At 44.6% G+C, this 25,346-nt stretch carries 22 protein-coding genes and 1 pseudogene; 15 read left to right on the top strand and 8 right to left on the bottom strand.

The genetic code is table 11. The features are described 5' to 3' along the window. The first annotated feature begins 122 nt into the window (after window positions 1-122). From IE103_RS15920 to IE103_RS15895, 6 genes are all read left to right on the top strand, one after another. Entirely contained in the window at window positions 123-1,025 is a 903-nt protein-coding gene (locus IE103_RS15920; protein WP_189347126.1) for a hypothetical protein, read from the top strand. Then, a complete protein-coding gene (locus tag IE103_RS15915) occupies window positions 1,022-1,483 on the top strand; it encodes a hypothetical protein (RefSeq protein WP_189347125.1) in 462 nt (153 codons plus the stop codon). Before IE103_RS15920 ends, IE103_RS15915 begins: the two co-directional genes overlap by 4 nt. Before the next feature lie 115 nt (window positions 1,484-1,598). Continuing rightward, a complete protein-coding gene (locus IE103_RS15910; protein ID WP_189347124.1) occupies window positions 1,599-2,582 on the top strand; it encodes an adenosine deaminase family protein in 984 nt (327 codons plus the stop codon). Continuing rightward, complete coding sequence (locus IE103_RS15905; RefSeq protein WP_189347123.1) at window positions 2,579-3,136, top strand: non-canonical purine NTP pyrophosphatase; 558 nt, start codon at window positions 2,579-2,581, stop codon at window positions 3,134-3,136. The genes IE103_RS15910 and IE103_RS15905 overlap by 4 nt, the downstream gene beginning before the upstream one ends. Next, on the top strand, window positions 3,136-3,924 hold the full coding sequence (locus tag IE103_RS15900; protein ID WP_189347122.1) for an SIR2 family NAD-dependent protein deacylase: 789 nt from the start codon (window positions 3,136-3,138) through the stop codon (window positions 3,922-3,924). Before IE103_RS15905 ends, IE103_RS15900 begins: the two co-directional genes overlap by 1 nt. Window positions 3,925-4,014: 90 nt before the next feature. After that, window positions 4,015-4,884 (top strand): GIY-YIG nuclease family protein, encoded by an 870-nt coding sequence (locus tag IE103_RS15895; RefSeq protein WP_189347121.1) that lies wholly within the window; start codon window positions 4,015-4,017, stop codon window positions 4,882-4,884. A 77-nt stretch (window positions 4,885-4,961) separates the two neighbouring features. On the opposite strand, the gene rnk is transcribed toward IE103_RS15895, so the two are convergent. From rnk to IE103_RS15880, 3 genes are all read right to left on the bottom strand, one after another. Then, window positions 4,962-5,384 carry a nucleoside diphosphate kinase regulator gene (gene rnk / locus IE103_RS15890; RefSeq protein ID WP_189347120.1) on the bottom strand — a complete coding sequence of 141 codons (423 nt, stop codon included), beginning with the start codon at window positions 5,382-5,384 and terminating at the stop codon, window positions 4,962-4,964. Between the two features lie 94 nt (window positions 5,385-5,478). Next, the gene (locus IE103_RS15885; RefSeq protein ID WP_189347119.1) at window positions 5,479-6,438 is read right to left on the bottom strand and encodes a LysR substrate-binding domain-containing protein; all 960 of its coding nucleotides are present in this window, start codon (window positions 6,436-6,438) and stop codon (window positions 5,479-5,481) included. A gap of 131 nt (window positions 6,439-6,569) precedes the next feature. Then, window positions 6,570-8,411, bottom strand: coding sequence for an ABCB family ABC transporter ATP-binding protein/permease (locus IE103_RS15880; RefSeq protein ID WP_189347118.1), 1,842 nt, complete (start codon window positions 8,409-8,411; stop codon window positions 6,570-6,572). Window positions 8,412-8,725: 314 nt separating this feature from the next. On the opposite strand from IE103_RS15880, the gene IE103_RS15875 reads away from it, so the two are divergent. The 3 genes from IE103_RS15875 to IE103_RS15865 all read left to right on the top strand — a co-directional run bounded on the left by IE103_RS15875 (window position 8,726) and on the right by IE103_RS15865 (window position 11,806). Then, window positions 8,726-9,133 (top strand): acyl-CoA thioesterase, encoded by a 408-nt coding sequence (locus IE103_RS15875; protein WP_189347117.1) that lies wholly within the window; start codon window positions 8,726-8,728, stop codon window positions 9,131-9,133. 326 nt (window positions 9,134-9,459) lie between these two features. Continuing rightward, window positions 9,460-10,671: a hypothetical protein gene (locus tag IE103_RS15870; RefSeq protein WP_189347116.1), complete on the top strand. Its 1,212-nt coding sequence runs from the start codon at window positions 9,460-9,462 to the stop codon at window positions 10,669-10,671. 412 nt (window positions 10,672-11,083) lie between these two features. Next, window positions 11,084-11,806, top strand: a complete 723-nt coding sequence (locus IE103_RS15865; protein WP_189347115.1) for a substrate-binding periplasmic protein — start codon at window positions 11,084-11,086, stop codon at window positions 11,804-11,806. Window positions 11,807-11,959: 153 nt separating this feature from the next. Here the strand turns inward: IE103_RS15865 and IE103_RS15860 are convergent, their stop codons facing one another. Both IE103_RS15860 and IE103_RS15855 read right to left on the bottom strand, forming a co-directional pair. After that, the gene (locus tag IE103_RS15860; RefSeq protein WP_189347114.1) at window positions 11,960-13,657 is read right to left on the bottom strand and encodes a long-chain-fatty-acid--CoA ligase; all 1,698 of its coding nucleotides are present in this window, start codon (window positions 13,655-13,657) and stop codon (window positions 11,960-11,962) included. A 351-nt stretch (window positions 13,658-14,008) separates the two neighbouring features. Beyond that, on the bottom strand, window positions 14,009-16,087 hold the full coding sequence (locus IE103_RS15855) for a molybdopterin-containing oxidoreductase family protein (protein WP_189347113.1): 2,079 nt from the start codon (window positions 16,085-16,087) through the stop codon (window positions 14,009-14,011). A 337-nt stretch (window positions 16,088-16,424) separates the two neighbouring features. On the opposite strand from IE103_RS15855, the gene IE103_RS15850 reads away from it, so the two are divergent. From IE103_RS15850 to IE103_RS15835, 4 genes are all read left to right on the top strand, one after another. Further along, window positions 16,425-16,925, top strand: a complete 501-nt coding sequence (locus IE103_RS15850; RefSeq protein WP_189347112.1) for a disulfide bond formation protein B — start codon at window positions 16,425-16,427, stop codon at window positions 16,923-16,925. After that, window positions 16,925-17,761 carry a peptide chain release factor N(5)-glutamine methyltransferase gene (prmC, locus tag IE103_RS15845; RefSeq protein WP_189347111.1) on the top strand — a complete coding sequence of 279 codons (837 nt, stop codon included), beginning with the start codon at window positions 16,925-16,927 and terminating at the stop codon, window positions 17,759-17,761. Before IE103_RS15850 ends, prmC begins: the two co-directional genes overlap by 1 nt. Further along, a complete protein-coding gene (locus IE103_RS15840) occupies window positions 17,752-18,183 on the top strand; it encodes a GNAT family N-acetyltransferase (RefSeq protein ID WP_189347110.1) in 432 nt (143 codons plus the stop codon). The genes prmC and IE103_RS15840 overlap by 10 nt, the downstream gene beginning before the upstream one ends. A 170-nt stretch (window positions 18,184-18,353) precedes the next feature. Continuing rightward, the gene (locus IE103_RS15835; protein WP_189347109.1) at window positions 18,354-20,711 is read left to right on the top strand and encodes a Tex family protein; all 2,358 of its coding nucleotides are present in this window, start codon (window positions 18,354-18,356) and stop codon (window positions 20,709-20,711) included. A gap of 167 nt (window positions 20,712-20,878) precedes the next feature. Here the strand turns inward: IE103_RS15835 and IE103_RS15830 are convergent, their stop codons facing one another. Both IE103_RS15830 and IE103_RS15825 read right to left on the bottom strand, forming a co-directional pair. Beyond that, window positions 20,879-22,393: a carotenoid oxygenase family protein gene (locus tag IE103_RS15830; RefSeq protein ID WP_189347108.1), complete on the bottom strand. Its 1,515-nt coding sequence runs from the start codon at window positions 22,391-22,393 to the stop codon at window positions 20,879-20,881. A 61-nt stretch (window positions 22,394-22,454) separates the two neighbouring features. After that, complete coding sequence (locus IE103_RS15825) at window positions 22,455-22,880, bottom strand: DUF2141 domain-containing protein (RefSeq protein ID WP_189347107.1); 426 nt, start codon at window positions 22,878-22,880, stop codon at window positions 22,455-22,457. Between the two features lie 323 nt (window positions 22,881-23,203). On the opposite strand from IE103_RS15825, the gene grxD reads away from it, so the two are divergent. Together grxD and IE103_RS15815 are read left to right on the top strand one after the other, a co-directional pair. Continuing rightward, a complete protein-coding gene (gene grxD / locus IE103_RS15820; RefSeq protein ID WP_189347106.1) occupies window positions 23,204-23,515 on the top strand; it encodes a Grx4 family monothiol glutaredoxin in 312 nt (103 codons plus the stop codon). Window positions 23,516-23,522: 7 nt separating this feature from the next. Continuing rightward, window positions 23,523-24,116 carry a UbiX family flavin prenyltransferase gene (locus tag IE103_RS15815; protein ID WP_189347105.1) on the top strand — a complete coding sequence of 198 codons (594 nt, stop codon included), beginning with the start codon at window positions 23,523-23,525 and terminating at the stop codon, window positions 24,114-24,116. Window positions 24,117-24,225: 109 nt separating this feature from the next. Here IE103_RS15815 and IE103_RS15810 read toward each other — a convergent pair. Beyond that, window positions 24,226-25,170, bottom strand: a pseudogene (locus IE103_RS15810) (LysR family transcriptional regulator). Between the last annotated feature and the right edge of the window lie 176 nt (window positions 25,171-25,346).

Raw genomic sequence — 25,346 nt, 5'->3', positions numbered from 1 at the left:
TCTCAAACTGGTCGAGCAAGTCCCTATCAATTCAGAAACTAAGCCTAATTAGAAATGCAAGCTAGCTAAACAATTTGTTCTTTAATTTTGCGATTACACTTCAAAAGTAAGGAAAGTAAAAGATGGGAAAACTAACACGTTATTACTTGGGCCGAGTCTTAAAACGAGGCGAGATGACTTCCAAGAAAATTGTGGAGGCAATGCAGAATCCCATCATTATTGAATATCGAGGTACCAAATACAGCTTCATTGATTTTGAAAAATTTGATGGCCCTGGTCAAGAAATTGGTTACTTCGCAAAAATTGCTAAGTACAAGCAACTCGGAGCAGTAGAGGTTGTCCAAGAGGCACAACATACATCCGCAGAAACGCCAGTTTTAAATCGAATAGATGCCGCGAGTGCCTTCGTTTATATTCCTGGCTTTAGCGGAATTACCTATCGACATATCTGGGGTGTTTTTCCTAGTGAGCAATTTGAGAAAGTATTCAAAGAACTGGTCGAAATGCGTCATCAGAAATTTTTTGTAGGCTGCGATATTGAACCAATCGTCGATCTAAGAACGTTTGTAGCTAGACTCTCAAAACTCGACAAAATTACCGAGCTCAATGCAACGGTGAAACCTCCAAATCCTCTATTTGGCCCTTGTTGGAAATCGCTTTCTGAGTACCTACTAAAACGTAAATTAGTAGAAGCATCGTTCAAGGAAACCGCACCGAGTGGAATCGAAACCAATTTGAAAAGTATCGCCGTTGCGGTTCTCGACGATAACACATCAAAGAACATGGTCGAGCTTATGGAACCTTTACTCGACGGGGTCGGTGATGCGGCTTTACTCATGGCGGCCGACGGCTACGGCCACGCACGCATCAAGGGTATAGAAGAAGCACGCGATGTCGTTATCCGCACAAGTGAAAACCAAAAGAGCTTCATGTTTGAGGGTGAGCCAAACCCGAAATTACTCTACCAGCATGCAGTCGATGTGTTTAGAAGACACACTGAAGAACGAGGCCTAGAACATCCATGAAACAATTTAAGGACATCTTGAGACTGACAATTATTTCGCCAGAATTGCTGATTGGTTGTCTTCCTTTTCTTATTTACACTTTTCAACCGTCATTAGCTGATGTCTTTGTGAAACCGATAAAAGAAAGCATCGGTTTTGGGCTTGGCGCCGCAATGATCCCATTGGGGCTACTTGGCTTTTGCTACAAAGAAGGGTTGGATTTGTTAGCACCAACCGGCGCAAAAAAAATCATTCTAGAATGGCCCGATTACCCAATGATAAAGGCGAGAGTTTTAGCAATTTTTCTTTGGTGTGTAATGGGATCTCTCCTAGCATTTATCGCCTTTTTCATGGTTAGCACCGATTCCAAGCCACAACTGGCAATAGCAATCTTGGTGGCTGGCATTCTTTCATCCGCGACAGCGACAGCAACGCTTGCTTTAGCACGTTTTCGGATGAGAGAAATTATTGGTGAATAAGAACTTCAATTTCTTCAAAAACAAGCGAGTTTTACTGGCACATCAGTTGTCAAAGTAAGGCGTTACTGGATTGACTTCATTTTCAGTTCAAAGCATACGGTTTAATCATAAATTAATGAAAACGCAAAATTTGTTTAAACACTATCCAAAAGGTGAATTACATGTTCATTTAAATGGCCTTGTGAGTACAGACATAGTAAGAAAGCTACTGCATCAAGAATACACATCAATACCACCTGGATTCGACTTGAACCAGGACCTCGTAATATTAACGCCTGCAAGAAATTTGGAGACATATCTGAAACCATGGGAAGTGCTTAGACTAATTCCAAAGAGTCGAGCTAATTTAGCCATGATCGTTGATAACGCATTTAGCAATTTGAAGGAACAAAACATACAGTTCGTCGAATTGCGTAGCAGTGTTCTTTATCTGTCTAAACTCAATAATGTCGACGTCGAAACCGCCCTATCTTGGTTGATTGACGAAATAAAAAATGCTTCGTCCAAATACAAAATTAAAGCTGGGCTCATCCTTACCGTGTCTAGAGGTAATTTTGCTTGTACACATCTGAGCGCGCTACTTGAGGCTTTCAAGAACTTGGATCGCCCTGATTTTGTAGTCGGAATCGATCTTGCAGGATACGAGGATACAACTTCACCTTTGGAACTAGGGTATCTCTTCGAAAAAGCAAAAAATGATTTTGGGTTAAACATTACTATCCACGCGGGAGAAACTGGAAATGCCGGTAATATTTTGGATGCAATTGTTAGGTTCAAAGCCGACCGTATTGGGCATGGCACGGCCGCATATAAATCCGCTGCAGTCATGGAATTGTTACAAAAAAATGATATTTGCGTTGAAGTATGTCCAATCAGCAATCGTCGAACTGGTGCGATCGAAGAAAATGAGAAACACCCTGTCGTCGAATTCATCAAATTGGGCGTACCTTTTGTCATTTGCTCCGACAACCCATCAATTCACGCATCAGGACTGAGTGATGATTACTTGTGCTTCTACAATGAAACAGAAAATTTAGAACATCTTCAAAATATGTTTGAAAAACAAAAGAAATACAGCTTTATTAAAGGACTAACGTGAAACTACGATTCATCTCAAAAAACCCCCATAAGATAGATGAGGTAAAAGCTATTCTTGCGGACTCAAATATTGAAGTAATTCCGGTTCCAAAATCCATCGATGAAATTCAAACAGAAGATGTTGACAAACTCGTCAGGGACAAACTACTCAAAGCTTTTCACATAACCGGAAAACCCGTTTTCGTCGAACATACCGGTCTTTACATCGAGAGTTTAAACGAATTTCCTGGGGGGCTTACGCAAATATTTTGGGATAAATTGGAAGCCGTAAGATTTACTGAACTCTTCGGACAAGGACCGAATACAACGCTAGTCGCAAAAACAGTCATTGGCTACTGCGACTCAAAAAAAATTCACTTATTCGAGGGCAGTATTAGAGGCACGATACCAAGCTCGCCAAAAGGTCAGCAGAAATTTCAATGGGACTGTGTTTTCATTCCAGAAGGTGAATCCGAAAGCTTTGCAGAAATGGGGACAATTCGAAAGAATGAAATTTCGATGCGAAAAATAGCTTTCGACAAATTTAAAGAATTTCTTAAGAAGGTAGACGAGTAATGGAGCAACTCATTTCATCATACAAGCAAGGTAACGTTATTCTTTTCATTGGCGCTGGTGTGTCGATGAATTTAGGTCTGCCATCTTGGAAGCAACTAATCGAAAAAATCGCGACTGAACTCGAATACGATCCTGAAATTTATAAAACACTAGGGACTGACTTGGCGTTGGCTGAATACTATCGAGTGAAAAAAGGAAGCTTAGGAAAACTTCGAAGCTGGATGGATAGAACCTGGCATTCTCCCGACATTAAAGTGGAGACATCCAAAGTTCACGAACATATTGCAAATTCAAAATTTCCCATTATTTACACGACAAATTATGATCGCTGGGTTGAACTAGCGTTTGATCACTACAAGAAGCCATATAAAAAAATTGTATCTGTCGCTGACTTAACGAGCATTAGTGGAAAAGGCACACAAATTGTAAAATTTCATGGTGACTTCGACGACGATAAATCCATTGTTCTCGATGAGACAAGTTATTTTGAAAGATTGGGGTTTGAAACACCACTAGACATAAAACTTAGATCAGATGTCCTTGGGAAGTCCGTCTTATTTATTGGTTATAGCTTGACAGACATCAACATAAGACTCCTGTTCTATAAACTGTCAAAACTCTGGAAGACAAATGATAGCGGTGGCACCCAGCCGAGATCATATATTTTTTCACCAAATCCAAATCCCATCCAAGAAGCGATTCTTGATCAGTGGGGTATCAATATGCTGTCCTCTGAAATTGATGATCCAGGAGAGGCACTTGCGGATTTCCTAAAAAATTTCGTTTAACTGAGCCTTGAATAGATAGCGACATGGTCGATCTCCTTTTCCATTAAAAATAACAACTTTTCTAAATCAAAGCGGTAGAGGAATTCATTTATGTCCCCACCATTTTCCCTAAAAATATTCGTATCCACAGGCGACCCAGACGGCCTTCGCATCGTTGAACGTAGCAACTGGATAGGCAAAGCACTCGTCTTTCCAAGAGGCCTGTTACCGTCCATCAAACAGAGAGATGAGTTCGCACAGACCGGCATTTACATCTTGATGGGACCAAGACCGGATGCTGATGGTGAGATGATGTACATCGGAGAAGGTGATCCAGTAAAACCTCGTTTAGAAAGCCATTACAGCAATAAAGATTTCTGGACACGTGCAGTATTTTTCGTCGCTGGACCGGGTCATCTCAACAAAGCACATGTGCAATTTTTGGAAGCACAATTAATTCAACGCGCCAAAGACGCCAAACGCATTCGTTTGGAAAACATCAAAGCAGAGAACGAACCCACACTCTCCGAGGCTGATCGTGCAGACATGATGGTGTTTCTAGATCATATGTTGAGTATGCTGCCAGTACTCGGCATCAGCGCCTTCGAGATAGCTCGCACAAACACGACGGAGTCGCAAAAATTGACGAAGCTCTTTTGCTCTGGAAAAGGTCTTAAGGCAGAAGGCTACGAATCCAATCAAGGCTTCATCGTCAAAACAAATTCACAAGCAAGCGGCTCAATCACACCATCAATGCGCGATCAAATGCGCGGCATCTTGGATCTACGCGAAGATTTAATGTCAAACGGTGTACTGAATAAAGCTGGCGAAGACTACGTGTTCACACAAGACTACAGTTTCAGCAGCCCATCGACAGCAGCGGCCATCGTATTAGGACGCAGCGCCAATGGACGGATCGAGTGGAAAGATTCAGCGGGTCGAACTCTCAAAGAGATTCAAACACAACAGGCTATGCTTTAAAAAAACTTTGCCGGCCTGATTGTGTGGGCAAACTGAGAGCGGTCGCCTTATTAACTCAGGTAAGAATTAATCTCTGGCTAGCGGTGATACTCACCATTTCGTTCTGGCTGATAGGTGATTTCTTGTATCGTTACCTGTTGCACGCCGCCGTCTGGTGTTGGCCATTGGATTTGGTCACCTTGTGTTAAACCGAGTAAGGCGCTGCCGATTGGGGCAAGGATTGAAATTTTCTTGCCGCTGGCGTCGAGATCTTTTGGGTATACCAAAGTTAATTCGAATTCTTCCGGTGAAGATGCGACTTTAAATCTGACGGTGGAGTTCATCGTCACCACATTGGCTGGAATCTCGGTCGGTTCAACGACATCGGCACGCAGCAACTCTGCTTCTAATTCGTCTTTAATTGCTGCATTGTGTGGAAGACCATCCAGCAATTGCTCGATGCGCTCCGCATCTAATGTGGAAACAACAATCTTAGGTCTACTCAGCGTTTGCGGGGTCATACTTTTCTCCTTTACTACATTCAAATTTGATTTGGCTTAGTCTAACATCGACTGCATAAACAATCTAACATTGCACAATCTAACGTGGCACGATCTAACGTTGTGAGCGTACTGTCTTTGATTTGCTCGCTAACGCACTCATTTGCGTCAAATAATCCCATAATTTAGCGACGACTGGCTTACCGGGCTTTTGTTCTGATGGACGCTCACGGTACAAGCGGATTTCCATACGTACTTCCCATGCATCTGCACCACCATCCGCGCGTGCTAACTGCTTTTGCTTTAGCTCACGTGTTACCGCAGATTCTGGAAGAAACGCAATGCCTCGACCTTCAAGCGCCATCATTTTGAGACCTTCTGCCATGTCGGTCTCGTAGCATTTGTCGAGATGCAGTGCTTGCTTGGTTTGCGTCAGAATCAAATCCACCATGCGTCCAAGATACGCGTTATTAGCGTATGCCAAAAACGGTAAGGGTTCTTCAATAGTGCCAGGCAAAATGAAATCTGGCTGACCTGCTTTATCACAGCGCGCGTAAGCACGTAAGGTTTCAGTTCCCATGCTGATCATATCGTATTGTGCAGGATCTAACAGCAAGGGCTGTTGTGGATGGTGATAGCAAAGCATAAGATCACAACCACCTTCTACCAAACTCATCACCGCATCATGTACGTTCAAAGCTAACAATCGGCTATTGATCTCGCCAAAATTGCTATGCAATTCACTCAGCCATTTCGGTACAAAGGTTAAGGACAAAGTATGCGGCACTGCAAAGTCGACGGTAGTCTGAATCGAAGTGCGCTTGCCGCGCAATAAGGCGCGTGCATTGTTGATTTGCCCCAGCATTGCAATCGCTTGTTCAAAGAATATTTCACCCGCATTTGTTAAGCGCGTTGGGTAAGAAGTTCGATCAATCAAATCAGCGCCTAACCAGGCTTCTAAGGATTGTATGCGTCGCGAAAACGCAGGCTGCGTTACGTGCCGCAATTCGGCAGAACGACTAAAACTATTGGTTTCCGCCAAGGAGACGAAATCTTCTAGCCATTTGGTTTCCATAGATTATTTTGAGATAAATAATATTAAAAGTTAGACTCAAACATTGACACTGACAACACAAAACACACTGAAGTGCGCTCCACAAATCGTGAATCTATTGTGAACAGCCTGCAAAATTCGATCGCATAAAATTAAGATTCAGCTTCAATTGCATTGCTAGCCGTATCATAACTATGCTGTTGTCGCTCCCACATTTGCGCATACGCACCTGCGAGTGCCATCAATTCTGTATGCGTACCACGTTCAATAATGCGCCCTTTGTCCATCACTAAAATTTGCTGTGCATCGACGATTGTCGATAGGCGATGCGCGATGACTAAGCTGGTGCGGCTCTTGGCAATTTGCTTTAATTGCGCTTGTATCATTTGTTCCGATTTTGAATCAAGTGCCGAAGTCGCTTCGTCAAAAATCATTACCACCGGATTCTTGAGTAAAGTACGCGCAATCGCGACACGTTGTTTTTCACCGCCAGACAATTTTAAGCCACGCTCACCGACCATGGTTTCGTAGCCATCTGGCAGGCTCTCGATAAAATCATGAATATACGCAGCCTTAGCAACTGCAATCACTTCTTCTTTCGTTGCGCCGGGTTTGCCATAAGCGATGTTGTAACCGATGGTGTCATTGAATAAGACAGTATCTTGCGGCACGATGCCAATTGCTTGGCGCAAAGAATGCTGCGTCACATCCATAATGTTTTGACCGCCAATATGAATGCTGCCAGATTGAATATCGTAGAAGCGAAACAGCAAACGCGACAGCGTTGACTTGCCTGAACCACTGTGCCCGACCACAGCTGTCGTGGTTCCAGCAGCGATCGTGAAATCAAGATCAAATAGAATTTGACGCTTCTCTTCGTAACTAAAATTCACGCGCTTAAATTCCACTTCTGGCGATGCATTGCCAGCCAATTGCAATACTGGTGCTGCTGGCTTATCGGCAATTTCTTTGTTTTGATCGAGCAAGCTAAATAGCTTTTCCATATCCGCCAAGCTTTGTTTGATCTCGCGATATAAGACTCCCAAAAAGTTCAAGGGGATATACAACTGAATCATAAAAGCATTGACCAATACTAAGTCGCCAAGCGTCATCGTTTGGTCGATCACACCTTGCGCGGCACGCCATAAAATTAAAGTGACTGCGGTGGCGATAATCAAAGATTGGCCCGCATTTAACATCGACAAAGTTGTTTGCGATTTGACTGCGGCTTTTTCGTAACTCTGCAAACCTTGATCGTAGCGCTGTGCTTCGTATTCTTCGTTGACAAAATATTTCACGGTCTCATAATTGAGTAGTGAATCAATTGCTTTGGTGCTGGCTTTTGAATCGAGATCATTCATAGTGCGACGGAAATTCGTGCGCCACTCAGTGACCGCAATCGTGAACACGATGTAAATAATCAAGGCAGCGATTGTGATAATCGCAAACCATTTATCGTATTGCAGAAATAAGTAAGTCAATACCAAACCAATTTCTAATAAAGTCGGCACAATGCTAAATAAAGCAAATGACACCAAAGAAGAAATCGCCCGCGTACCACGCTCGATGTCGCGCGTCATTCCGCCGGTTTGTCGATTTAAATGAAAACGTAAAGACAAGGCATGCAAATGCCTAAACACCTTCAAAGCGATGGTGCGCACTGCTCTTTGCGTTACCTTGGCAAATACAAATTCACGTAATTCTGTAAATAAGGTGGTAGATAAACGCAACACGCCATAAGCGATTAACACGCTCACCGGCAATACCATTAAGCTCACTGGGCTACTAGGATTTGCCGTTAAGCGATCAACCAATTCTTTTAGAACTAAAGGCACGCCGACATTGGCTAACTTAGCTCCAACCAAAAAACTCAGCGCTAATAACACACGCCATTTGTATGCCCATAAATAAGGCAATAAGGTCTTTACAGTGGACCAATCACCGCGAACGGCATTAGGACTAGCAGGAGAAGAAGGACGAGAGTCGCGACGCATGGCTTACCATCAAAAAAGGATTTACTATATTATTCAACTTTATTGCGCCACAGCATGATAAATGCGATAAATGATTTGGCAATTAATACAAATTATTAGCACTAATAATTAATGCTAATAACTAATGTTAATAACTAATGCAAATGATTAGTGCAAGCAATCAATGCAAGCCATTTATTTACTAGCGATGCCTAGCAATAGAAATAGATACGAAGACGTGTTGACTTGATGTTGGGGCAATGCGTATGAGAATCAAGTCTACAAAGTATATTCATGCGATTGTATCGCGTTCAATCGATCTTAGAGAGAAAGCCATGTCAGAAAGCTCAAAAACTTCATTACCCAATTGCATGCCGACCTTACGCGTCATGCCTATGCCGTCGGATGCCAATATTCATGGCGACGTGTTCGGCGGATGGATTATGGCGCAGGTCGATATTGCTGGTGCTGTGCCGGCTGCACGCCGCGCGAATGGACGGGTGGCGACGATTGCGGTGAATTCATTCTTATTTAAACAACCGGTGTTTGTCGGTGATTTATTGTCTTTCTACGCAGAGGTTATCAAGGTCGGCAATACCTCAATCACCGTATCGGTTGAGGTATATGCAGAACGTAATCGACTACAAGCAGATACCGTCAAAGTCACCGAAGCCACATTAACGTATGTAGCAACTGACGAACATCGCAAACCTCGCGCGATTCCACCATTAGACTTACTGTAAATCGCTTGGATTTATTCTCTATCAAAGCAGTCGTGATTCAATCTCGACCGCTTTGATTGAAGCACCGCTTCCGCTGTTTCGATTTTATTCACAGCTCGGATTCCATCCTCTACATAGTCATTTCAATTTACAGATCCGCACAATACGTGCATCGATTGTGCAGACTATTCCTCTAATTTGTCGCTGTATCGCAAACTAAACGCGCCTCACACCAATCGACGCTACGATCCAAACTTTTCTCGCTATCGTCGAGAGTCGATGCTCACTTTGAGCATGGTTCATCTCAACCACCATCGCAATCGAATAGCCAAACAGAGGAGTTAACTATGAATCGATTTAGCATCATTGCAGGCATCATCTTGTGCTTCACCAGCCTAAGCAGCTTATATAGCAAAGCCGCTGATACGGTTTCGAACCAAGCTACAAAACAGCAAGACGAGCAAGCACAATCCCAACAAACCGTGACTGCGACGATTACTATCAAACGTTTAAGCAAGGATGATTGGGAATTCGAATATCAGTTCTCACAAGAGATCGATGCCTTTGATTTTGGTCCACCAGTAGTTCAGTTCCGACAAGATGCATGGAAGCCGAGCACCCCAGCGATGAAAATTATCAGCAAGGCTGGCAGCGAAGTATTACAGCATGAGCAAGGTCGCTTTCAACGCGCGACGATTGAGGTCAAATCGTATCACCCATTCTCACATAATCAATATGTGCCGATGATTCACTTTTCTGATGGCGGAGTCGCACTGTTTTTAGGACATCTAACTGGTCAAGTCAGCATAGCTGGTGTGAGTCGTCCGCTCAAGACTCGATTTATAGCGCATGGATTACCTGGTGAAAAAATCGTCTTGCCACAAAAGGCGCAGGAAGGTGTTGGCCTATTTGCGTATTTTGGCCCACAAGAACCTATCGTTGCCTCGCACGGCATCTTGGTGCTTGACCCACTTACACCGGCATGGATGCGCGAAGTCTTGGCAAACACCACCGAACGGGTAACCGCGTCTTATGCTAAATCATTTGAACGCATACCAAGCGAGCCAGCAATGATTTTCTTTGCGATCCGTGACTTGCATTTAAAAGGTTACTCCATCAGCGGTGGCGCCTTACCTGGTCAATTGGCTTATCGATTAGCAGGCAACGAAAGCATTATCGACAAACCCGAAAGCCGCAATCGTTTCACTTATATGATCGCGCATGAGCTAGCGCATATCTGGCAATCGATTCCCAATCGCGCTTGGACTTCATTCCCCGAATCATGGATCAATGAAGGTGGTGCTGACGCGATTACCACAGAGACCCTACTTAGAACTGGGTTATGGTCAAAAGAAGCAGTTACCGAATTTGAAGAGAAGTTAATCAAAGAATGTGACAACACCAAAGATTCTGTACGTATCGCGTATGCATGCGGATTTAAACGCTTCAAAAGCTACAACACCGACGTTTTACAACTATGGAAAAAGCTCATGGATGAGAGCGATCGTAGTTCGACTGCATATAACGAAACCATGATCCAAGCGGTATTGCGCAAATAAATCACACCAACTATTCCAACCGAATAAGTTAATGAAGCGGAGCCATCTTACTCCGCCTCTCAACTAAGATAGTTGTGCAAACAAAGCGGTTCAAATTGTACGGATACGCTTTGGTGCTGCACACTCGTTCCACTCACCAGCATAGACAGAGACACTGACTAATGGCATTATCAGCTTACTCGATTGTAGCTATCACTAGCCTGTTTCTATTTTTACACAATACAATCGACACAGAAATTTTCAATACACCACCGTAGTAGCTTCAGACATACCAAGTTCAGCAGCACAATTGATTGTTTAGGTTCGTTAGATCTTTAGTTCTTTGGCTAATATCTCTAATCCAATGCTAAAACTGTTTCAATTTAATTTGCGCTTAATTGCACTCTGTAGCTTGCTACTGAGTGGTTCTTGTATGGCACAAAACTTAGCGCTGTATTGCGAAGAAGATCGTCCTCTACAGTTTTATGGCACCGATGGCAAGCTAACTGGCTTTACTATCGAAATCGTGCAAGAAATCCAAAAACGTGTTGGCAATAAAGACCGAATCCAAGTGGTTCCTTGGGCGCGTGGCTTAGATAAGATCAATAATAATCCCAACACGCTCTTATTTAGTATGGCACGCACCCCTGAGCGTGAAGACGCTTATCAATGGATAGGTCCGATTATGTCGAATATCTATGGGCTGTATGCCAAAGCGGACTCTAACTTACGCATTCATAGTATTGAAGAAGCCAAACAACTTAGTTTAATTGGTGTCTATAGAAATGATATTCGCGATCAAACTTTAACTCGGCTGGGGTTCACCAACCTTGATCGCGCAAGCTCGAATATCTCTAGCTTTAAGAAATTAATGATGGGACGCATTCCCGCTTACACCGATTCCAAACTCGGCGTCGAAAGCCTAGCGATTGCCTCAGGCTATCAAGCAAGTGACGTCAAACTGATTTTTGAATTATTCAAAAGTGAGTTATACATTGCCGCCTCGAAAAACACCGATAAACACATCGTCGAGCAATGGAATCAAGCGCTAGAACAAATGAAGCAAGATAAAACCTTTATGAAAATCGAACAAAAATATCGACGACAAATCTCGCCGACATTACCCGCCACACCTTCGCTCAAATCAAAACAATAAACAGCTCTTGTAATCGTCTGCATCTCAATGCAGGCATAAAAAAAGCTCGGCGTTTAAACCGAGCTTTTGATTTTGCAGCGAATTCCAGCTAGCTTCTAACTGATTTGCAGCAAAGGTATTGCTACCCTGTCACAAGCTAAACATACAAAAATATTAGGTACTTTGTTTTTCGTCCCGCAATGCACGACGCAAAATTTTGCCTACATTCGTTTTTGGCAGTTCAGTGCGGAATTCAATGTACTTCGGTTTTTTGTAACCAGTGAACTCTTCCTTACAGAATGCCATCAATGCTTCTTTTGTTAATGCCGGATCTTTCTTGACGACGTACAGTTTGACAGCTTCGCCCGAAGTTTCATCTGGTACACCAACGCATGCACATTCCAAAACACCAGGGTGACCTGCAATTACGCCTTCGATTTCTGTTGGGTACACATTAAAGCCAGAAACCAAAATCATGTCTTTCTTGCGATCGACAATTCTAGTGAATCCACGCTCGTCCATGATGCCAATATCACCGGATTTAAAGAAACCATCAGGGGTGAAGGCATTCGCGGTTTCGTCAGGGCGATTCCAGTATCCCATCATCACTTGTGGGCCGCGAATCGCGATTTCGCCACTTTCACCTAGCGGCACTGGCTTACCATCATCATCCAAAATCGCAATTTCTGTCGACGAAATTGGCAAGCCTATACTACCTGTGAACTCTTTAGAATCAGCGTAATTAGCAGTCGCAACTGGCGATGTTTCAGAGAGACCATAACCTTCTGCAATCGCACAACCCGTCACTGCCTTCCAACGTTCTGCGACAGCTTTTTGCACCGCCATACCACCACCGGTACAGCACAAATAGCCAGAGAAATCGGTATTTGCAAATTCTGGATTATTCAACAAGGCGTTATACAAGGTATTCACCGCAGGGAAAATATTGATCTTGTACTTCTTCAATTCTTTAACAAAGCCGGGGATATCGCGCGGATTTGGAATCAAGAGATTCAAACCACCGATGCGCGTACCAACCATATTACATACTGTCAGTGCGAAGATGTGATATAGCGGTAAAGCACAAACAAATACTAACTGTGGTGTCTCTTTGTGCGCATCCATACTTGGTTTGAGCCAAGCATGATTTTGCAATACGTTAGCAACCACGTTGCGATGGCTCAATACCGCGCCTTTCGAAACACCAGTGGTACCACCTGTGTATTGCAAGAAAGCGACGTCCTCAAGCTTGATCTCAACTGGTTGAAACTTCATGGACGCGCCTTGTGCGACGACATCATTGAAACGGAATGAACCTGGTAAAGAAAAAGCTGGCACCAATTTTTTGACATGGCGCACAACGAAATTGACGATCGTGCCTTTTAATCCACCCAACAAATCACCCATCGCGCACACCACGACATGCTTCACATCGGTATTGGCGATTGAATGTTCCAAGGTTGTCGCGAAATTTTCTAATACAAAAATTGCTTCTGCCCCAGAATCTTTTAATTGATGCTCAAGTTCACGGTGCGTGTACAAAGGATTGACGTTAACCACAACATAGCCAGCACGCAAAATCGCTGCCAAAACGACAGGATATTGCAAGACATTCGGCATCATCACAGCAACGCGAGCACCGCGTTGTAAGCCGCGACTTTGCAACCATGCGCCAACTTTTTTCGACATCACATCCACTTCGCGATAAGTCAAAAACTTATCCATGCAGACATACGCATTGCGATCAGCAAATGTTTTGAAGGCTTCTTCCAATAAATGTACTAGGGATTTGTATTGGGTAACATCGATCTCCGCTGGAACGTTTGGCGGGTAATGTTTGAGCCAAAATTTATCTGTATTTATTGTCGTCATTTGTTGTCTCCAATTTTTTTATATGGTCGTTAAATTATTGATGAACACTCTAACCCCGGCCATCTCTTTGCATACACCTACAGCGAATCGCAGTGAATTCACTAGCGATCTCAACGATGTTATTCAAGTCAAATCAAGATGCAAGCAGGCTATTTTCTGCTTGCGATTTCTATCAAAATACTAAAAACATCAAGCCCCCACACGATACACCAAGCCTTGCGCTATGACTATTGCTGGTGCAAATTAGCCGCGCAAAAACAGCTGAAACTGAATAAGCTCTCTAGGAATTTTTGCGACGCAACATAAATTTACAGAGTAAATTTACCGATTTCTTCACCAAATAAAATCAACTTACAGCTTTTCTACTTGCACCAATAAATCATAAAAAGTTGGCCCACCACCCATGTCGGTTAATCGCTGACTAGTCACTTCATTGGCGTTTTTCTGATCCGACGCAAGCTTCTTCCACCAGATCGACAATGCGACAACCAAGCCTGGCTTGGCCTTTTCGGTAACTCTTGCTTTCGCCACAAAGCTACCGCGATCGTTGAAGATTCTGACCATATCGCCTGCTGCAATTTGACGTGCTGTGGCATCCTCAGGATGTAAATCAATATGTGGCTCGCCCTCGGTATCACGTAAGCTCTTCACATTCACAAAAGTCGAATTCAAGAAATTACGTGCAGGTGGAGAGATCATAGCTAAGGGATATTTCGCCGCCAATTGTGGATTACTGATCACCGATTCATAAGGTGGAATATAAGCTGGCAAGGGATCTAAACCTGCATCCAACATTTGCTGACTATAAAATTCACACTTGCCAGATGGCGTGGTAAACCCGCCTTGCGCGAATGGAATTTCAGGCATGTTTAATTTTGACCAACCTGTTTGCTTTAACTGTTCCCAATTCGTGTGTTGGGTGCGCGCATGTTGATAATTAAACGCCAGCGCACCTAATTCATCATCGCTTTCAGTAAAACACGCTTCCGTGAAGCCCAAGGCCCTTGCTAATAAGCGGAAGATTTCGGTATTCGGCTTCGCTTCACCGAGTGGCGCAATCGCTGGATTACTCGCCATCATATAGCGATGACCATAAGCAGAATGCGCATCCAGATGCTCTAACTGTGTGGTTGCTGGCAGCAAAATATCGGCATAATCAGCGGTATCAGTCTGAAAGTGTTCCAACACCACGGTGAACAAATCATCACGTGCAAAACCTTGCGCAACCACCGCAGATTCGGGAGCAATCGCTACTGGATTAGAGTTATAAACAATCACGGCCTCTACTTTGGGACCAAATTCATCTGAGCCCGGATGCAGCAAAGTATTGCCGACATCACTCATATTTAAGGTACGGCTAGGCTGATTTGTTGGGAAAAGGTCTGGACGCGCTAAGGCATCTGAATTCTTCACAAAACCACCTGATGAAGATAATAAGACGCCGCCAGCGGCATGACGCCAAGCACCAACCAAGGCAGGCAAACAAGAAATATTCCGCACCGCCATACCGCCACCATGGGTACGTTGCACACCATAATTCATACGAATCAAACTAGGCTCACCACGCTTAGCGCCTTCGCCATAATCACGCGCTAATCCAATCACCTCTTCGGCACTGATCCCGCAAATTTCCGCTACTTTTTCTGGAGTCCAATCGGCGACGCGTTGTTGTAATTGCTCAAATCCCAAGGTGTATTGCGCGATGTAATCATGATCGAGCAAATCTTCTTTGATCAGTACATGCATCATGCCAAGAGCGAGTGCCGAATCCGTCCCAGCACGCACCGCAATATGCTGATGGCATTTTTCAGCACTTAAGGAGCGATACGGATCAATCGCAATAATCTTGGCACCATTACGCTTGGCTTCTTGTACCCGAGTCCAAAAGTGTAAATTCGATGCAATCGGATTACCGCCCCAAATAATGATCAAACGTGCATTCTGCGTTTGTTCAACATCCGTACCAATCCGATCGCCTAAGGTATATTTATAGCCAACCCCACCAGCCGAGGCACAAATTGTTCTATCCAAAAAAGACGCGCCGAGTTTATGCAAAACACGCGCAGCCATACTCTCGCCTTGTACCAATCCCATCGTACCAGCGTAACTGTAAGGCATGATCGCTAGTGGGTTACGTGCCGCAATTTCTTTTAAACGATAGGCGATGGTTTCAATCGCTTCATCCCAACTAATGCGCTCAAACTTCCCTTCGCCTTTTTTGCCAATACGCTTTTGCGGATATAACAAACGATCTGGGTGGTAAGTACGCTCAGTGTAACGTGCCACTTTGGTACATAAAACCCCAGCCGTCGTCGGATGATCGGGATCGCCTTTAACCTCAGTGGCAACACCATCTTGCACCGTCACTAACAAGGCACAAGTATCAGGGCAATCATGAGGGCAAACAGCACGAACAACATTACTAGACATGGTACTTCCTTTGTTTCTACAATCATTTAGAGGATTTGGCGACCGAATGGACGAATGAGGTAGCGCTCATCACCCATCATCAGCATTCATTTCGGCTTGATAACGTGATGATAGACTGCTTCAACAAACTCTGCCAGCGAGCAAAACAGGAACTTTTGCCGAATCACGTAGTCCATCGCTGCAAGCATGCCAAAGCTACAAAAGAAAGCTCGGATAACTTTGCGTAAAGCAGATGAAATCTAGTATGCTTACGCCCGCTTGATCTGAACCCTTCTTATGCGCTGTAGTGGAAGTGTTTTTAGATTATTGATTACCACCGAAGCGAATGGAACACGCCATGAATCGTACAAATGCCATCTTAGTCACCATCATTCTTGCCTGCCTCGGTTTGCTTGGCTTTGCCATGTACTTACAACTGGTGTTAGATATGTTGCCTTGTCCACTGTGCGTGATGCAGCGTTATGCATTTGCTCTGATTGCTTTGGCTTGCTTACTGACTCTAATCGTGCCCAAGCTCAAACGCGCTGCGATGTCGGCGAGTTTATTGTTTAGCTTGATTGGCGGTGGTCTTACTGGTTATCAACTCTGGGTTATTGCACAACCGATGGGTTCCTGCGGTGTTGATCCACTTTCTGGCCCACTAAATAGCTTCTTTATTGCAAAACTATTTCCAACGATGTTCCAAGCCAATGGCTTATGCGAAACACCTTATGATCCAATTTTGGGCTTATCGATTCCAGCTTGGGCTTGTGTTTGGTTTGTCGTGTTCGCAATTGGGTCTATCTATTTACTCGTGAACAAACCGAAAGAACAAAGCATTTTTGCGAACAAGCTGTAATGAATACTTGGTTTTCAGTTGACGATAATCTCGCTGCTTGTCAACAAAAGTCTCCCTTAGATGCATTAGAAACCCGCATGTTGTTATCTCATGTGGGTCAATTGAGCAGAGTACAGTTAATCACTCAACATGAGCGGTATTTAAGCGCCACACAAGTTGCAGAATTAAATCAATTAGTCCAAAAACGATTGGATGGCCACCCTTTAGCGTATTTGCTTGGTGAGCGTGAGTTTTATGGGCTGAACTTCAAGGTGAGCCCTGCGGTATTAATTCCGCGTCCGGATACTGAATTATTGGTCGAGCTCGCTCTGCGATTGACACCGCAAAATGCCAGTTTATTAGATATGGGAACAGGTTCTGGCGCAATTGCAATTAGCATCGCCGCACAACGAGATGATCTCGATATCCATGCCTGCGATATCTGCGTGGCGGCGCTCGATATCGCCAAATTTAATGCGAACAAACTACTGCCGCATCGCTCGCCTATCACATTCTATGAAAGCGATTGGTATCAACAAATTCCACCAAAACGATTTGATACGATCGTTAGCAACCCACCCTACATCGTCAAAGACGATAGTCATTTGAGCCAAGGTGATTTGCGCTTTGAGCCTATCGATGCCTTAACCGACCATGCGGATGGTTTGAGTGCCTATCGCAAGATCATCGATAATGCACCCAACTATTTGACAGCAAATGGCTACTTATTGATGGAACATGGTTACCATCAATCGCAAGATGTGCAGGCACTTTTGCAAGCGCGTGGGTTTAGCGCGGTGCAAAGCTGGCAAGACCTTGCCGGTATTTGGCGCGTAACGGGTGGACAATGGAAATAAGTCACGACAAATCAAGATTACAGCTTGATGTGATTCATCGATTCTTATCAACCCAAAGTACTTGGGCAATCGGTATTCCTCGCGAAGTCGTTGAGCGCTCGATCGCCAATTCATTGTGTTTTGGTGGTTATGAGAATCATCAACAAATCGCATTCGCGCGCGTGGTCAGCGATTACGCTACTTTTGCTTATTTAATGGATGTCTTTGTGTTACCTGAACATCAAGGACGCGGTCACAGCTTACAATTACTCAAAGCAGTTATCGCGCATCCGCAACTACAAGGCTTGCGACGTTTTATGTTGGCGAGCAGTAATGCACGTGGCTTGTACCAAGGATTTGGCTTTCGCCAATTGGCCAATCCCGACATCATGATGGAAATCAATGTGCCAAATATCTATGCAAAACACGTGGCAAAAACATAAGTTTAATGTCATTCCTGTACAAAATATGCATTTAGGCGCCTGAATCACACCCATTCGCACCCAATAACGCCCAATCACAGTCAATTTCGTCCTTGTCAAGACTGGCGCAATCGCACAGATTGCGTATGATCACGGGCTTCATTTAACTTTACTTCAATTCTAAACACCCTATGTTGCCTTCTATAGAACAACGTCTCGCCGTAGAACTTGCCGCTAAACCGAATCAAATTGCCGCTGCTGTCGCCTTGCTAGACGAAGGCGCTACCGTGCCGTTTATCTCTCGCTATCGTAAAGAAGTCACTGGTGGACTCGATGACACACAGTTACGTTTATTAGAAGAACGTCTACGCTATCTGCGTGAATTAGAAGATAGACGTGCTGCGATTATTGCCTCTATCGAAGAGCAAAACAAAATGACGCCAGAATTGCTGACTGCGATCAGTCTGGCGGAAGACAAAACACGCTTAGAAGATTTGTATTTGCCTTACAAACAAAAACGTCGCACCAAAGCGCAAATTGCGGTCGAAGCAGGCCTCCAACCACTAGCAGACGCTTTATTGGCTGATCCAACTTTGGTTCCCGAAACCGTTGCGGAAGCCTATTTGAAGCCAGCATTCACCACCGCTGCGGGCGACAATCCAGGCGTCGCAGATGTGAAAGCAGCGCTTGATGGCGCTCGCCAAATTTTGATGGAGCGCTTCTCTGAAGATGCGACTTTACTGCAATCGATTCGCGAATATCTGCTTGATCACGGCATCGTTGAAACTGCCGTCGTCGCTGGCAAAGAAGAGGCTGGCGCGAAGTTCAGCGATTATTTCGCTTACTCAGAAACATTAGGAACAATTCCTTCGCATCGCGCTTTAGCGATTTTCCGTGGACGCCGTGAAGAGTTCTTAACAGTTAACTTGCGTCTCGATACCGAAGAAGAAAAACCAAAATGGGATGCGCCACTCAATCCATGCGAAAGCCGTATCGCCGCGCATTTTGGTGTCAGCAACAAAAATCGTGCAGCAGACAAATGGCTTTGTGACACCGTGCGTTGGGCATGGCGTGTCAAAGTATTTATGCACATGGAAACCGAATTGATGACCAATTTGCGCGAACAAGCCGAAGTTGAAGCGATCAATGTATTTGCGCGTAATCTGAAAGCCTTATTACTCGCCGCACCTGCTGGACCACGTGCAACCATGGGTCTTGATCCTGGTTTACGTACTGGTGTCAAAGTCGCGATTGTCGATGCGACCGGTAAAGTGGTAGAACACGCAACGATTTATCCACATCAGCCACGTAATGACTGGGACGGTTCCTTGCATGTATTGGCACAGTTGGCAGCTAAACATAATGTATCGCTGATTTCCATCGGCAACGGCACCGCATCTCGCGAGACCGATAAATTGGCGCAAGATTTAATCAAATTGAAGCCGGAATTAAAACTGACCAAGATCGTGGTCTCTGAGGCTGGCGCGTCAGTTTATTCCGCTTCCGAATTCGCCTCCAAAGAATTACCTGATTTAGACGTCACGATACGCGGTGCCGTATCGATTGCACGTCGTTTGCAAGATCCTTTGGCAGAGCTAGTCAAGATCGATCCAAAATCGATTGGTGTAGGCCAGTACCAGCATGATGTTGGGCAATCTCAATTGGCACGTTCGCTCGATGCAGTGGTAGAAGATTGCGTGAATGCGGTCGGTGTCGACGTCAATACAGCTTCTGCTCCCTTGTTGGCGCGTGTGTCTGGTTTATCTAGTAGCGTAGCGCAAAGCATCGTCAATTATCGTGATGCCAAAGGCATGTTTAAATCACGTTCCGATTTGCGTTCGGTACCACGTTTAGGCGACAAAACCTTTGAACAAGCTGCGGGTTTCTTACGCATTATGAATGGTGACAATCCACTTGATGCCTCTGCAGTTCATCCTGAATCCTATCCTTTGGTTGAGAAAATTCTTGCCGATATTAAGAAGGATGTGAAAACCATTATTGGTGATAGCAGTGTCTTAAAAAGCATTAGTCCGTCTAAATATGCCGATGAAAAATTCGGGATTCCAACCATCACCGATATTTTGAAAGAATTGGAAAAACCTGGTCGCGATCCACGACCAGAATTTACCACGGCGACATTCAAAGATGGTGTGGAAGAGATCAAGGACTTACGTCCCGATATGATTTTGGAAGGTGTGATCACCAACGTCGCTGCCTTTGGTGCTTTCGTTGATATCGGCGTGCATCAAGATGGTTTGGTGCATATCTCTGCACTGTCTAACACCTTCGTCAAAGATCCGCACACGGTAGTGAAAGCGGGTCAAGTGGTCAAAGTTAAAGTCTTAGAAGTCGATGAAAAACGCAAACGCATTGCCTTGACGATGCGTTTAACTGATTCAGCGCCACAAGCGGGTAGCAAACCAGAGCAACGTGCAGATCGCGATGATGCAAAGCGTCTCAATCAGCATCGCAATCAATCACAACACGCCCAACCAGCATCGCCGATGAATAGCGCAATGGCCTCTGCTTTTGCAAAACTAAAGCGCTAAAAAAATAGCTGCACTCTAAGAAATAAAGCAGCGCAAATCACATAGCTAATTGCATTGTGATTTGCGCTGCAATACTTACCGATGTGCGAATCAAAATGGGTGTCGGTCTTCCGTTTGATTGAAACATCTATGCAAACATCGGATCAAACATCTACTCAAACATACACTCATGCACGAGAATAGAAATTCCCGTGAAAACAATGTGGCAGCCAATACGGCAAATGCGCTAATGCAACTGGCCCTGCCGATAGATTTTGCGCATCAAACACACTGGCAAAACTAGTTTGTCTATCCACATCAAATCCTACGCCAACTAACCATGCCTCGCCTTCATTTCGTGAGCCGCGTTTTGGCACGACGACGTGTTCTTCTAAACGGTAACGCTCACCAAAATCGAAGACATCTTTCTTGCCGCTGTCGACATGTAAGCGCATCACACCATTAAAGGCATTGTTATCCCGTTTGTTCACTGCATGCGGGTAGTACAAAAACTGATTTCTTTGCCCAACTACACGCGGATCGACTCGCGGAAACTCAGCATTTTCAAGCCGTTCCGTCAACCTAATTTTGTTGGTATTTAAATCGATGCGAAGAAATGCCGGATTCGATGGCTCTGAAGCGACATCCTCACCACGCATGATTTTTGGCATCCAAGTATTAAAATTAGTTAGATCATTGCTCTTCACAAAATCGAGATGAATGATATTGTTTTCTTCCCACGCATTACCAAAGTGGAACAACATCAGTGCCGGAATTTCGAGAATGCGACTCTTAGTGAAATCGGCTTTTTCTACAATCAATACTTTGGTGGATTCTTCGGCTTTCCACTCCATAGAATCGACCATGCTACGTCCTGCTCGCAGCAAATCCATGTTTAAAGCGATCGGCGAAAGTAAAAAGATCAAATGCTTTTGTGAGATCGCAAAATCATGCGCCATCGCAGTTCTTGGGCACTTCATGACATGATGTTTAATCAGTTTTCCTTGTGCAGAAATTTGATACATCACCAACCTATCCATCATGGTGCCAAAGTTCCACATGGTTCCATCGGCTTCGACTTTGGGATGCGCTGAAAACGGCATGCCTGCTAGTTCAGGCGCCCAAGAGACGATGCCATGTGTTTGCAAACTGCTGGCATCCATCGCATGCGCTGATCCACCTTCCCACAGCGCCAATAAACGTCCATCCAATTGAATCACATTGGTGTTCGCAGTATTCATCGTATCTGACGAGCGCATCGGGATTTTGGCTTCTATAGGTGTACCAAAAGCCGGAACCAAGAACTCACCTGCCTGTTGTTCTGCAAGGAATTTTTTTGTCCGTACAAAGCGTGCTTGATGCGACACACCTTGCTCGCCAAAACGCCAGGCGTGCACCATGCCATCACCATCAAACCAATGGTGATAGCGTTGATTACCACGCTCAAATAAACCAGGACCATTACGATAAAAATCGCCGCGTAAATCGCTAGGAATTTTGCCTTCTATCCAAGCGCTGTCGCAACTAACATCTTGACCTTGATAACCACGCAAACAAGTTAGTCTCGGGTTAGCGCGAAATAAGGGCTTGGCTTTACCAATACCACCCGTCTGCTGCAAACCAGTTTGAGTTGCCCAAGTAGGTAAGGCGATACCAGAAGCAGCAACTGCGCCTAAAGATTGAAAGAAGTTTCGACGATTCATGATCAAACTCCGAATGATTAACGAATTAATTAATGAATTAATGAATTAATGAATTAACGAATTAATTAACGCGGATACTGATTACTGTCTTCGCTTGATCAAGCGTAATTTTGGCGGCATCGTAGGATGGCGGACCAAAATTACTAGGCGCGTTATTACTGAATCCATACGGTTCAATTGGCATACCAACTGGATTACTGTCGAGGCGGCCGTTTCCATTTAAGTCATGAAAAACCGACACCGCATATTCACCCTCAGGCAAATTATCAAATTGCACACTCATCACTTTTTGCGTGACTTCTGTCTTCTTATTCAATGTTGCTTGTTTTAACCATTGTCCTTTTTGATTAAACACCGCAACCAATAAATTGCCCTTCATTTCGGTCAATCCCTGCACTTCCACGCTTAATTCACCAGCCTGCGCTGCACCACTAGTTAGGCTCAAACCTAATGCCGCTGCGCTTAACAAAGTTGCTATTGATTTCATACGACCTCCTAATTGATTAAGTAGGTTTGCATGGTAGTTGTGTGAAATCTAGCTAGGGAGATTTTGCGACTAGGCCAAGCAATCACGGCGCGAGTGGTTGATATAAGGCGCGAATATCATGAACAACAAGAGACAACTGGAAGTTTGCGTAAGCACATCGCTGCGCTTCTTGGTATCACCTGCACGCCAAATTTTATCGAAATGATATTAAATATTAAATTGACTAGCGCCTAGTCACTTGCCCTAGTTCTTCTGCCGCCAAAATGTTTATGCAGTTTCCTTTATAATGCACACCATCGATTTTTATCATTGAAGGAAACATCATGAGCGACGTACAAGCTTGGATTAAAGAAACCGTTACTAGCAACCCAGTCGTGCTATTTATGAAAGGCACGGCGCAATTTCCACAATGCGGCTTTTCTGGTCGTGCAATTCAATTATTGAAAGCCAGTGGCGCTGAAAATTTAGTGACAATTAACGTGCTGGAAGACCCAGTCGTTCGTCAGGGTATCAAAGACTATGCGAACTGGCCGACCATTCCACAGTTGTACATCAACGGTGAATTCATTGGTGGTTCAGACATCATGAATGAAATGTTTGAAAGTGGTGAATTGCAAGCTTTGATCAAGGGCTAATTCCACCATGTCAAATCCAGTCGCGCCGAAACGCATCATTATTGCCATCACCGGAGCGACTGGCGCTATTTACGGCGTACGCTTATTGCAGCATTTACGCGATATTCCCCATCTACAAAGTCACCTACTGATCTCTGACGCAGGTGTCCTTAACATCCATCAAGAACTCGATCTAAAACGCAAAGATATTGAAGCGATGGCAGATGTTGTGCATTCTGTGCGCGATGTAGGAGCCACGATTGCCAGTGGTTCGTTTCAATCTGACGGCATGATCATCGCTCCTTGCTCAATGAAAACCTTGGCAGCTGTTGCGCACGGTTTTGCCGACAATTTAATTACACGTGCGGCGGATGTAGTCTTAAAAGAACGCCGTCGGCTAGTCTTAATGGTCAGAGAAACCCCGTTTAATTTGGCGCATTTGCGCAATATGACCGCAGTCACAGAAATGGGGGGAATTGTGTTCCCACCACTGCCGAATTTTTATCATCGTCCTGCCAGTATCGAGGATATGGTCGATCATAGTTTAGCTAGAGTACTAGACTTATTTCAAATCGAACACCAGCTAGCTCCGCGTTGGGCTGGTTTAAAAGAATCCGATTAATTTTCTTGCAGACCAAGCCTGCACAATTAATCAACACAACAAACTACTGACTTACTGTGTTTTTTTGCCGTACAAATTGCGATTCAATCTTCTATGCTTCTACGACGAATCACGGCAAGCGAGCACGTTGGCCAAGCAATGCGGCACGTGTTGTCGGCGACTGCAATTGCTCTAGCCACCATTGCAAAGCGCGTCCTTGCTGAGAAGCTTTTGTTTGACGCCAAACATAGTAGCTTTGCACTTGCTGTTACGCACGCTCGACTTTCTTTTCTACCAAGCGACCACTGTCGATATATGACTGTGCTACACAGGTCGGTAAAAAACCAATGCCCAAGCCGCGTACTTGCGCATCAAGTTTGGATGGCAAATCCGCGACAGTGAACACGTCCTGTCCGTGCAGTAAGCCGATGGATACACTACTACCACGTTGCACGCTATCGGCAATTGCGACCGCGCGATATGCGCGTATCAATTGATCCGACAAAGCTTGCTGTACATCCGCCAGTGGATGATGTGGTGCGACCGCAAAGGCGAAATAAACGGTTCCTAATTTTTCTCTTTGCAAACCCGTAGTTCCACTGCCATCCATCACCGCACCAAGCGCCAAATCAGCTTGCCCCGAAGTCAAAGCTTCTAAGGTTCCCGATAAAGTTTCGCCACGTAGCTTTAAACGAGTGGGAGGATTTAGCTGATAAAAGCTCTCACATAATTCCATCACCGTACTGCGATCGATAATACTATCAACAGCAATCGTCAATTGTGGCTCCCATCCTGTGGCGACGCGCTTAACGCGATTCGCAATCGCATCAACTTCCAATAATAAATTCTGCCCTTCTCGCAATAATTCCGTACCCGCTGGCGTCAACTTCGCTTGGCGCGAAGAACGATCAAACAATAAAACATCTAAGGCATCTTCAATCTGTCTGACACGATAAGTCAAAGCGCTGGGTACCATATCTAAGTTTCGTGCCGCCGCCGCAAAACTTCCTGCATTTGCAATCATTTGCAACATCGAGAGAGAAGCTGGTGTTAATACATCGCGTGCAGAAGTCATTCTTACCTCTCATTCTTGAATTGATTAGCGCCTGTGATTGTCTTAGTGATCATGTCGTGCAAGGCGCTCCATCATGTTAAGCTCTAATGTCTTTTTTTTGGTCAGTATCGTTAGCCACAGGATCAGTCACAACACGGACAAAGCTTACATCAACAACTTGACAGAACTAGCTCATC

This window comes from Affinundibacterium macrobrachii (genome assembly GCF_014652415.1).
Classification (GTDB): Bacteria; Pseudomonadota; Gammaproteobacteria; order Burkholderiales; family Burkholderiaceae_D; genus Undibacterium; species Undibacterium macrobrachii.
The sequence above is the reverse complement of the archived record's forward strand: the minus strand, read 5'-3'. Positions and strand labels throughout refer to the sequence as shown.

Excerpts from the sequence above, each read along its gene's own strand:
- IE103_RS15920 (WP_189347126.1), top strand. The coding sequence starts at position 123 with ATGGGAAAACTAACACGTTATTACTTGGGCCGAGTCTTAAAACGAGGC.
- IE103_RS15915 (WP_189347125.1), top strand. The coding sequence starts at position 1,022 with ATGAAACAATTTAAGGACATCTTGAGACTGACAATTATTTCGCCAGAA.
- IE103_RS15910 (WP_189347124.1), top strand. The coding sequence starts at position 1,599 with ATGAAAACGCAAAATTTGTTTAAACACTATCCAAAAGGTGAATTACAT.
- IE103_RS15900 (WP_189347122.1), top strand. The coding sequence starts at position 3,136 with ATGGAGCAACTCATTTCATCATACAAGCAAGGTAACGTTATTCTTTTC.
- IE103_RS15895 (WP_189347121.1), top strand. The coding sequence starts at position 4,015 with ATGTCCCCACCATTTTCCCTAAAAATATTCGTATCCACAGGCGACCCA.
- rnk (WP_189347120.1), bottom strand. The coding sequence starts at position 5,384 with ATGACCCCGCAAACGCTGAGTAGACCTAAGATTGTTGTTTCCACATTA.
- IE103_RS15885 (WP_189347119.1), bottom strand. The coding sequence starts at position 6,438 with ATGGAAACCAAATGGCTAGAAGATTTCGTCTCCTTGGCGGAAACCAAT.
- IE103_RS15880 (WP_189347118.1), bottom strand. The coding sequence starts at position 8,411 with ATGCGTCGCGACTCTCGTCCTTCTTCTCCTGCTAGTCCTAATGCCGTT.
- IE103_RS15875 (WP_189347117.1), top strand. The coding sequence starts at position 8,726 with ATGTCAGAAAGCTCAAAAACTTCATTACCCAATTGCATGCCGACCTTA.
- IE103_RS15870 (WP_189347116.1), top strand. The coding sequence starts at position 9,460 with ATGAATCGATTTAGCATCATTGCAGGCATCATCTTGTGCTTCACCAGC.
- IE103_RS15865 (WP_189347115.1), top strand. The coding sequence starts at position 11,084 with ATGGCACAAAACTTAGCGCTGTATTGCGAAGAAGATCGTCCTCTACAG.
- IE103_RS15860 (WP_189347114.1), bottom strand. The coding sequence starts at position 13,657 with ATGACGACAATAAATACAGATAAATTTTGGCTCAAACATTACCCGCCA.
- IE103_RS15855 (WP_189347113.1), bottom strand. The coding sequence starts at position 16,087 with ATGTCTAGTAATGTTGTTCGTGCTGTTTGCCCTCATGATTGCCCTGAT.
- IE103_RS15850 (WP_189347112.1), top strand. The coding sequence starts at position 16,425 with ATGAATCGTACAAATGCCATCTTAGTCACCATCATTCTTGCCTGCCTC.
- prmC (WP_189347111.1), top strand. The coding sequence starts at position 16,925 with ATGAATACTTGGTTTTCAGTTGACGATAATCTCGCTGCTTGTCAACAA.
- IE103_RS15840 (WP_189347110.1), top strand. The coding sequence starts at position 17,752 with ATGGAAATAAGTCACGACAAATCAAGATTACAGCTTGATGTGATTCAT.
- IE103_RS15835 (WP_189347109.1), top strand. The coding sequence starts at position 18,354 with ATGTTGCCTTCTATAGAACAACGTCTCGCCGTAGAACTTGCCGCTAAA.
- IE103_RS15830 (WP_189347108.1), bottom strand. The coding sequence starts at position 22,393 with ATGAATCGTCGAAACTTCTTTCAATCTTTAGGCGCAGTTGCTGCTTCT.
- IE103_RS15825 (WP_189347107.1), bottom strand. The coding sequence starts at position 22,880 with ATGAAATCAATAGCAACTTTGTTAAGCGCAGCGGCATTAGGTTTGAGC.
- grxD (WP_189347106.1), top strand. The coding sequence starts at position 23,204 with ATGAGCGACGTACAAGCTTGGATTAAAGAAACCGTTACTAGCAACCCA.
- IE103_RS15815 (WP_189347105.1), top strand. The coding sequence starts at position 23,523 with ATGTCAAATCCAGTCGCGCCGAAACGCATCATTATTGCCATCACCGGA.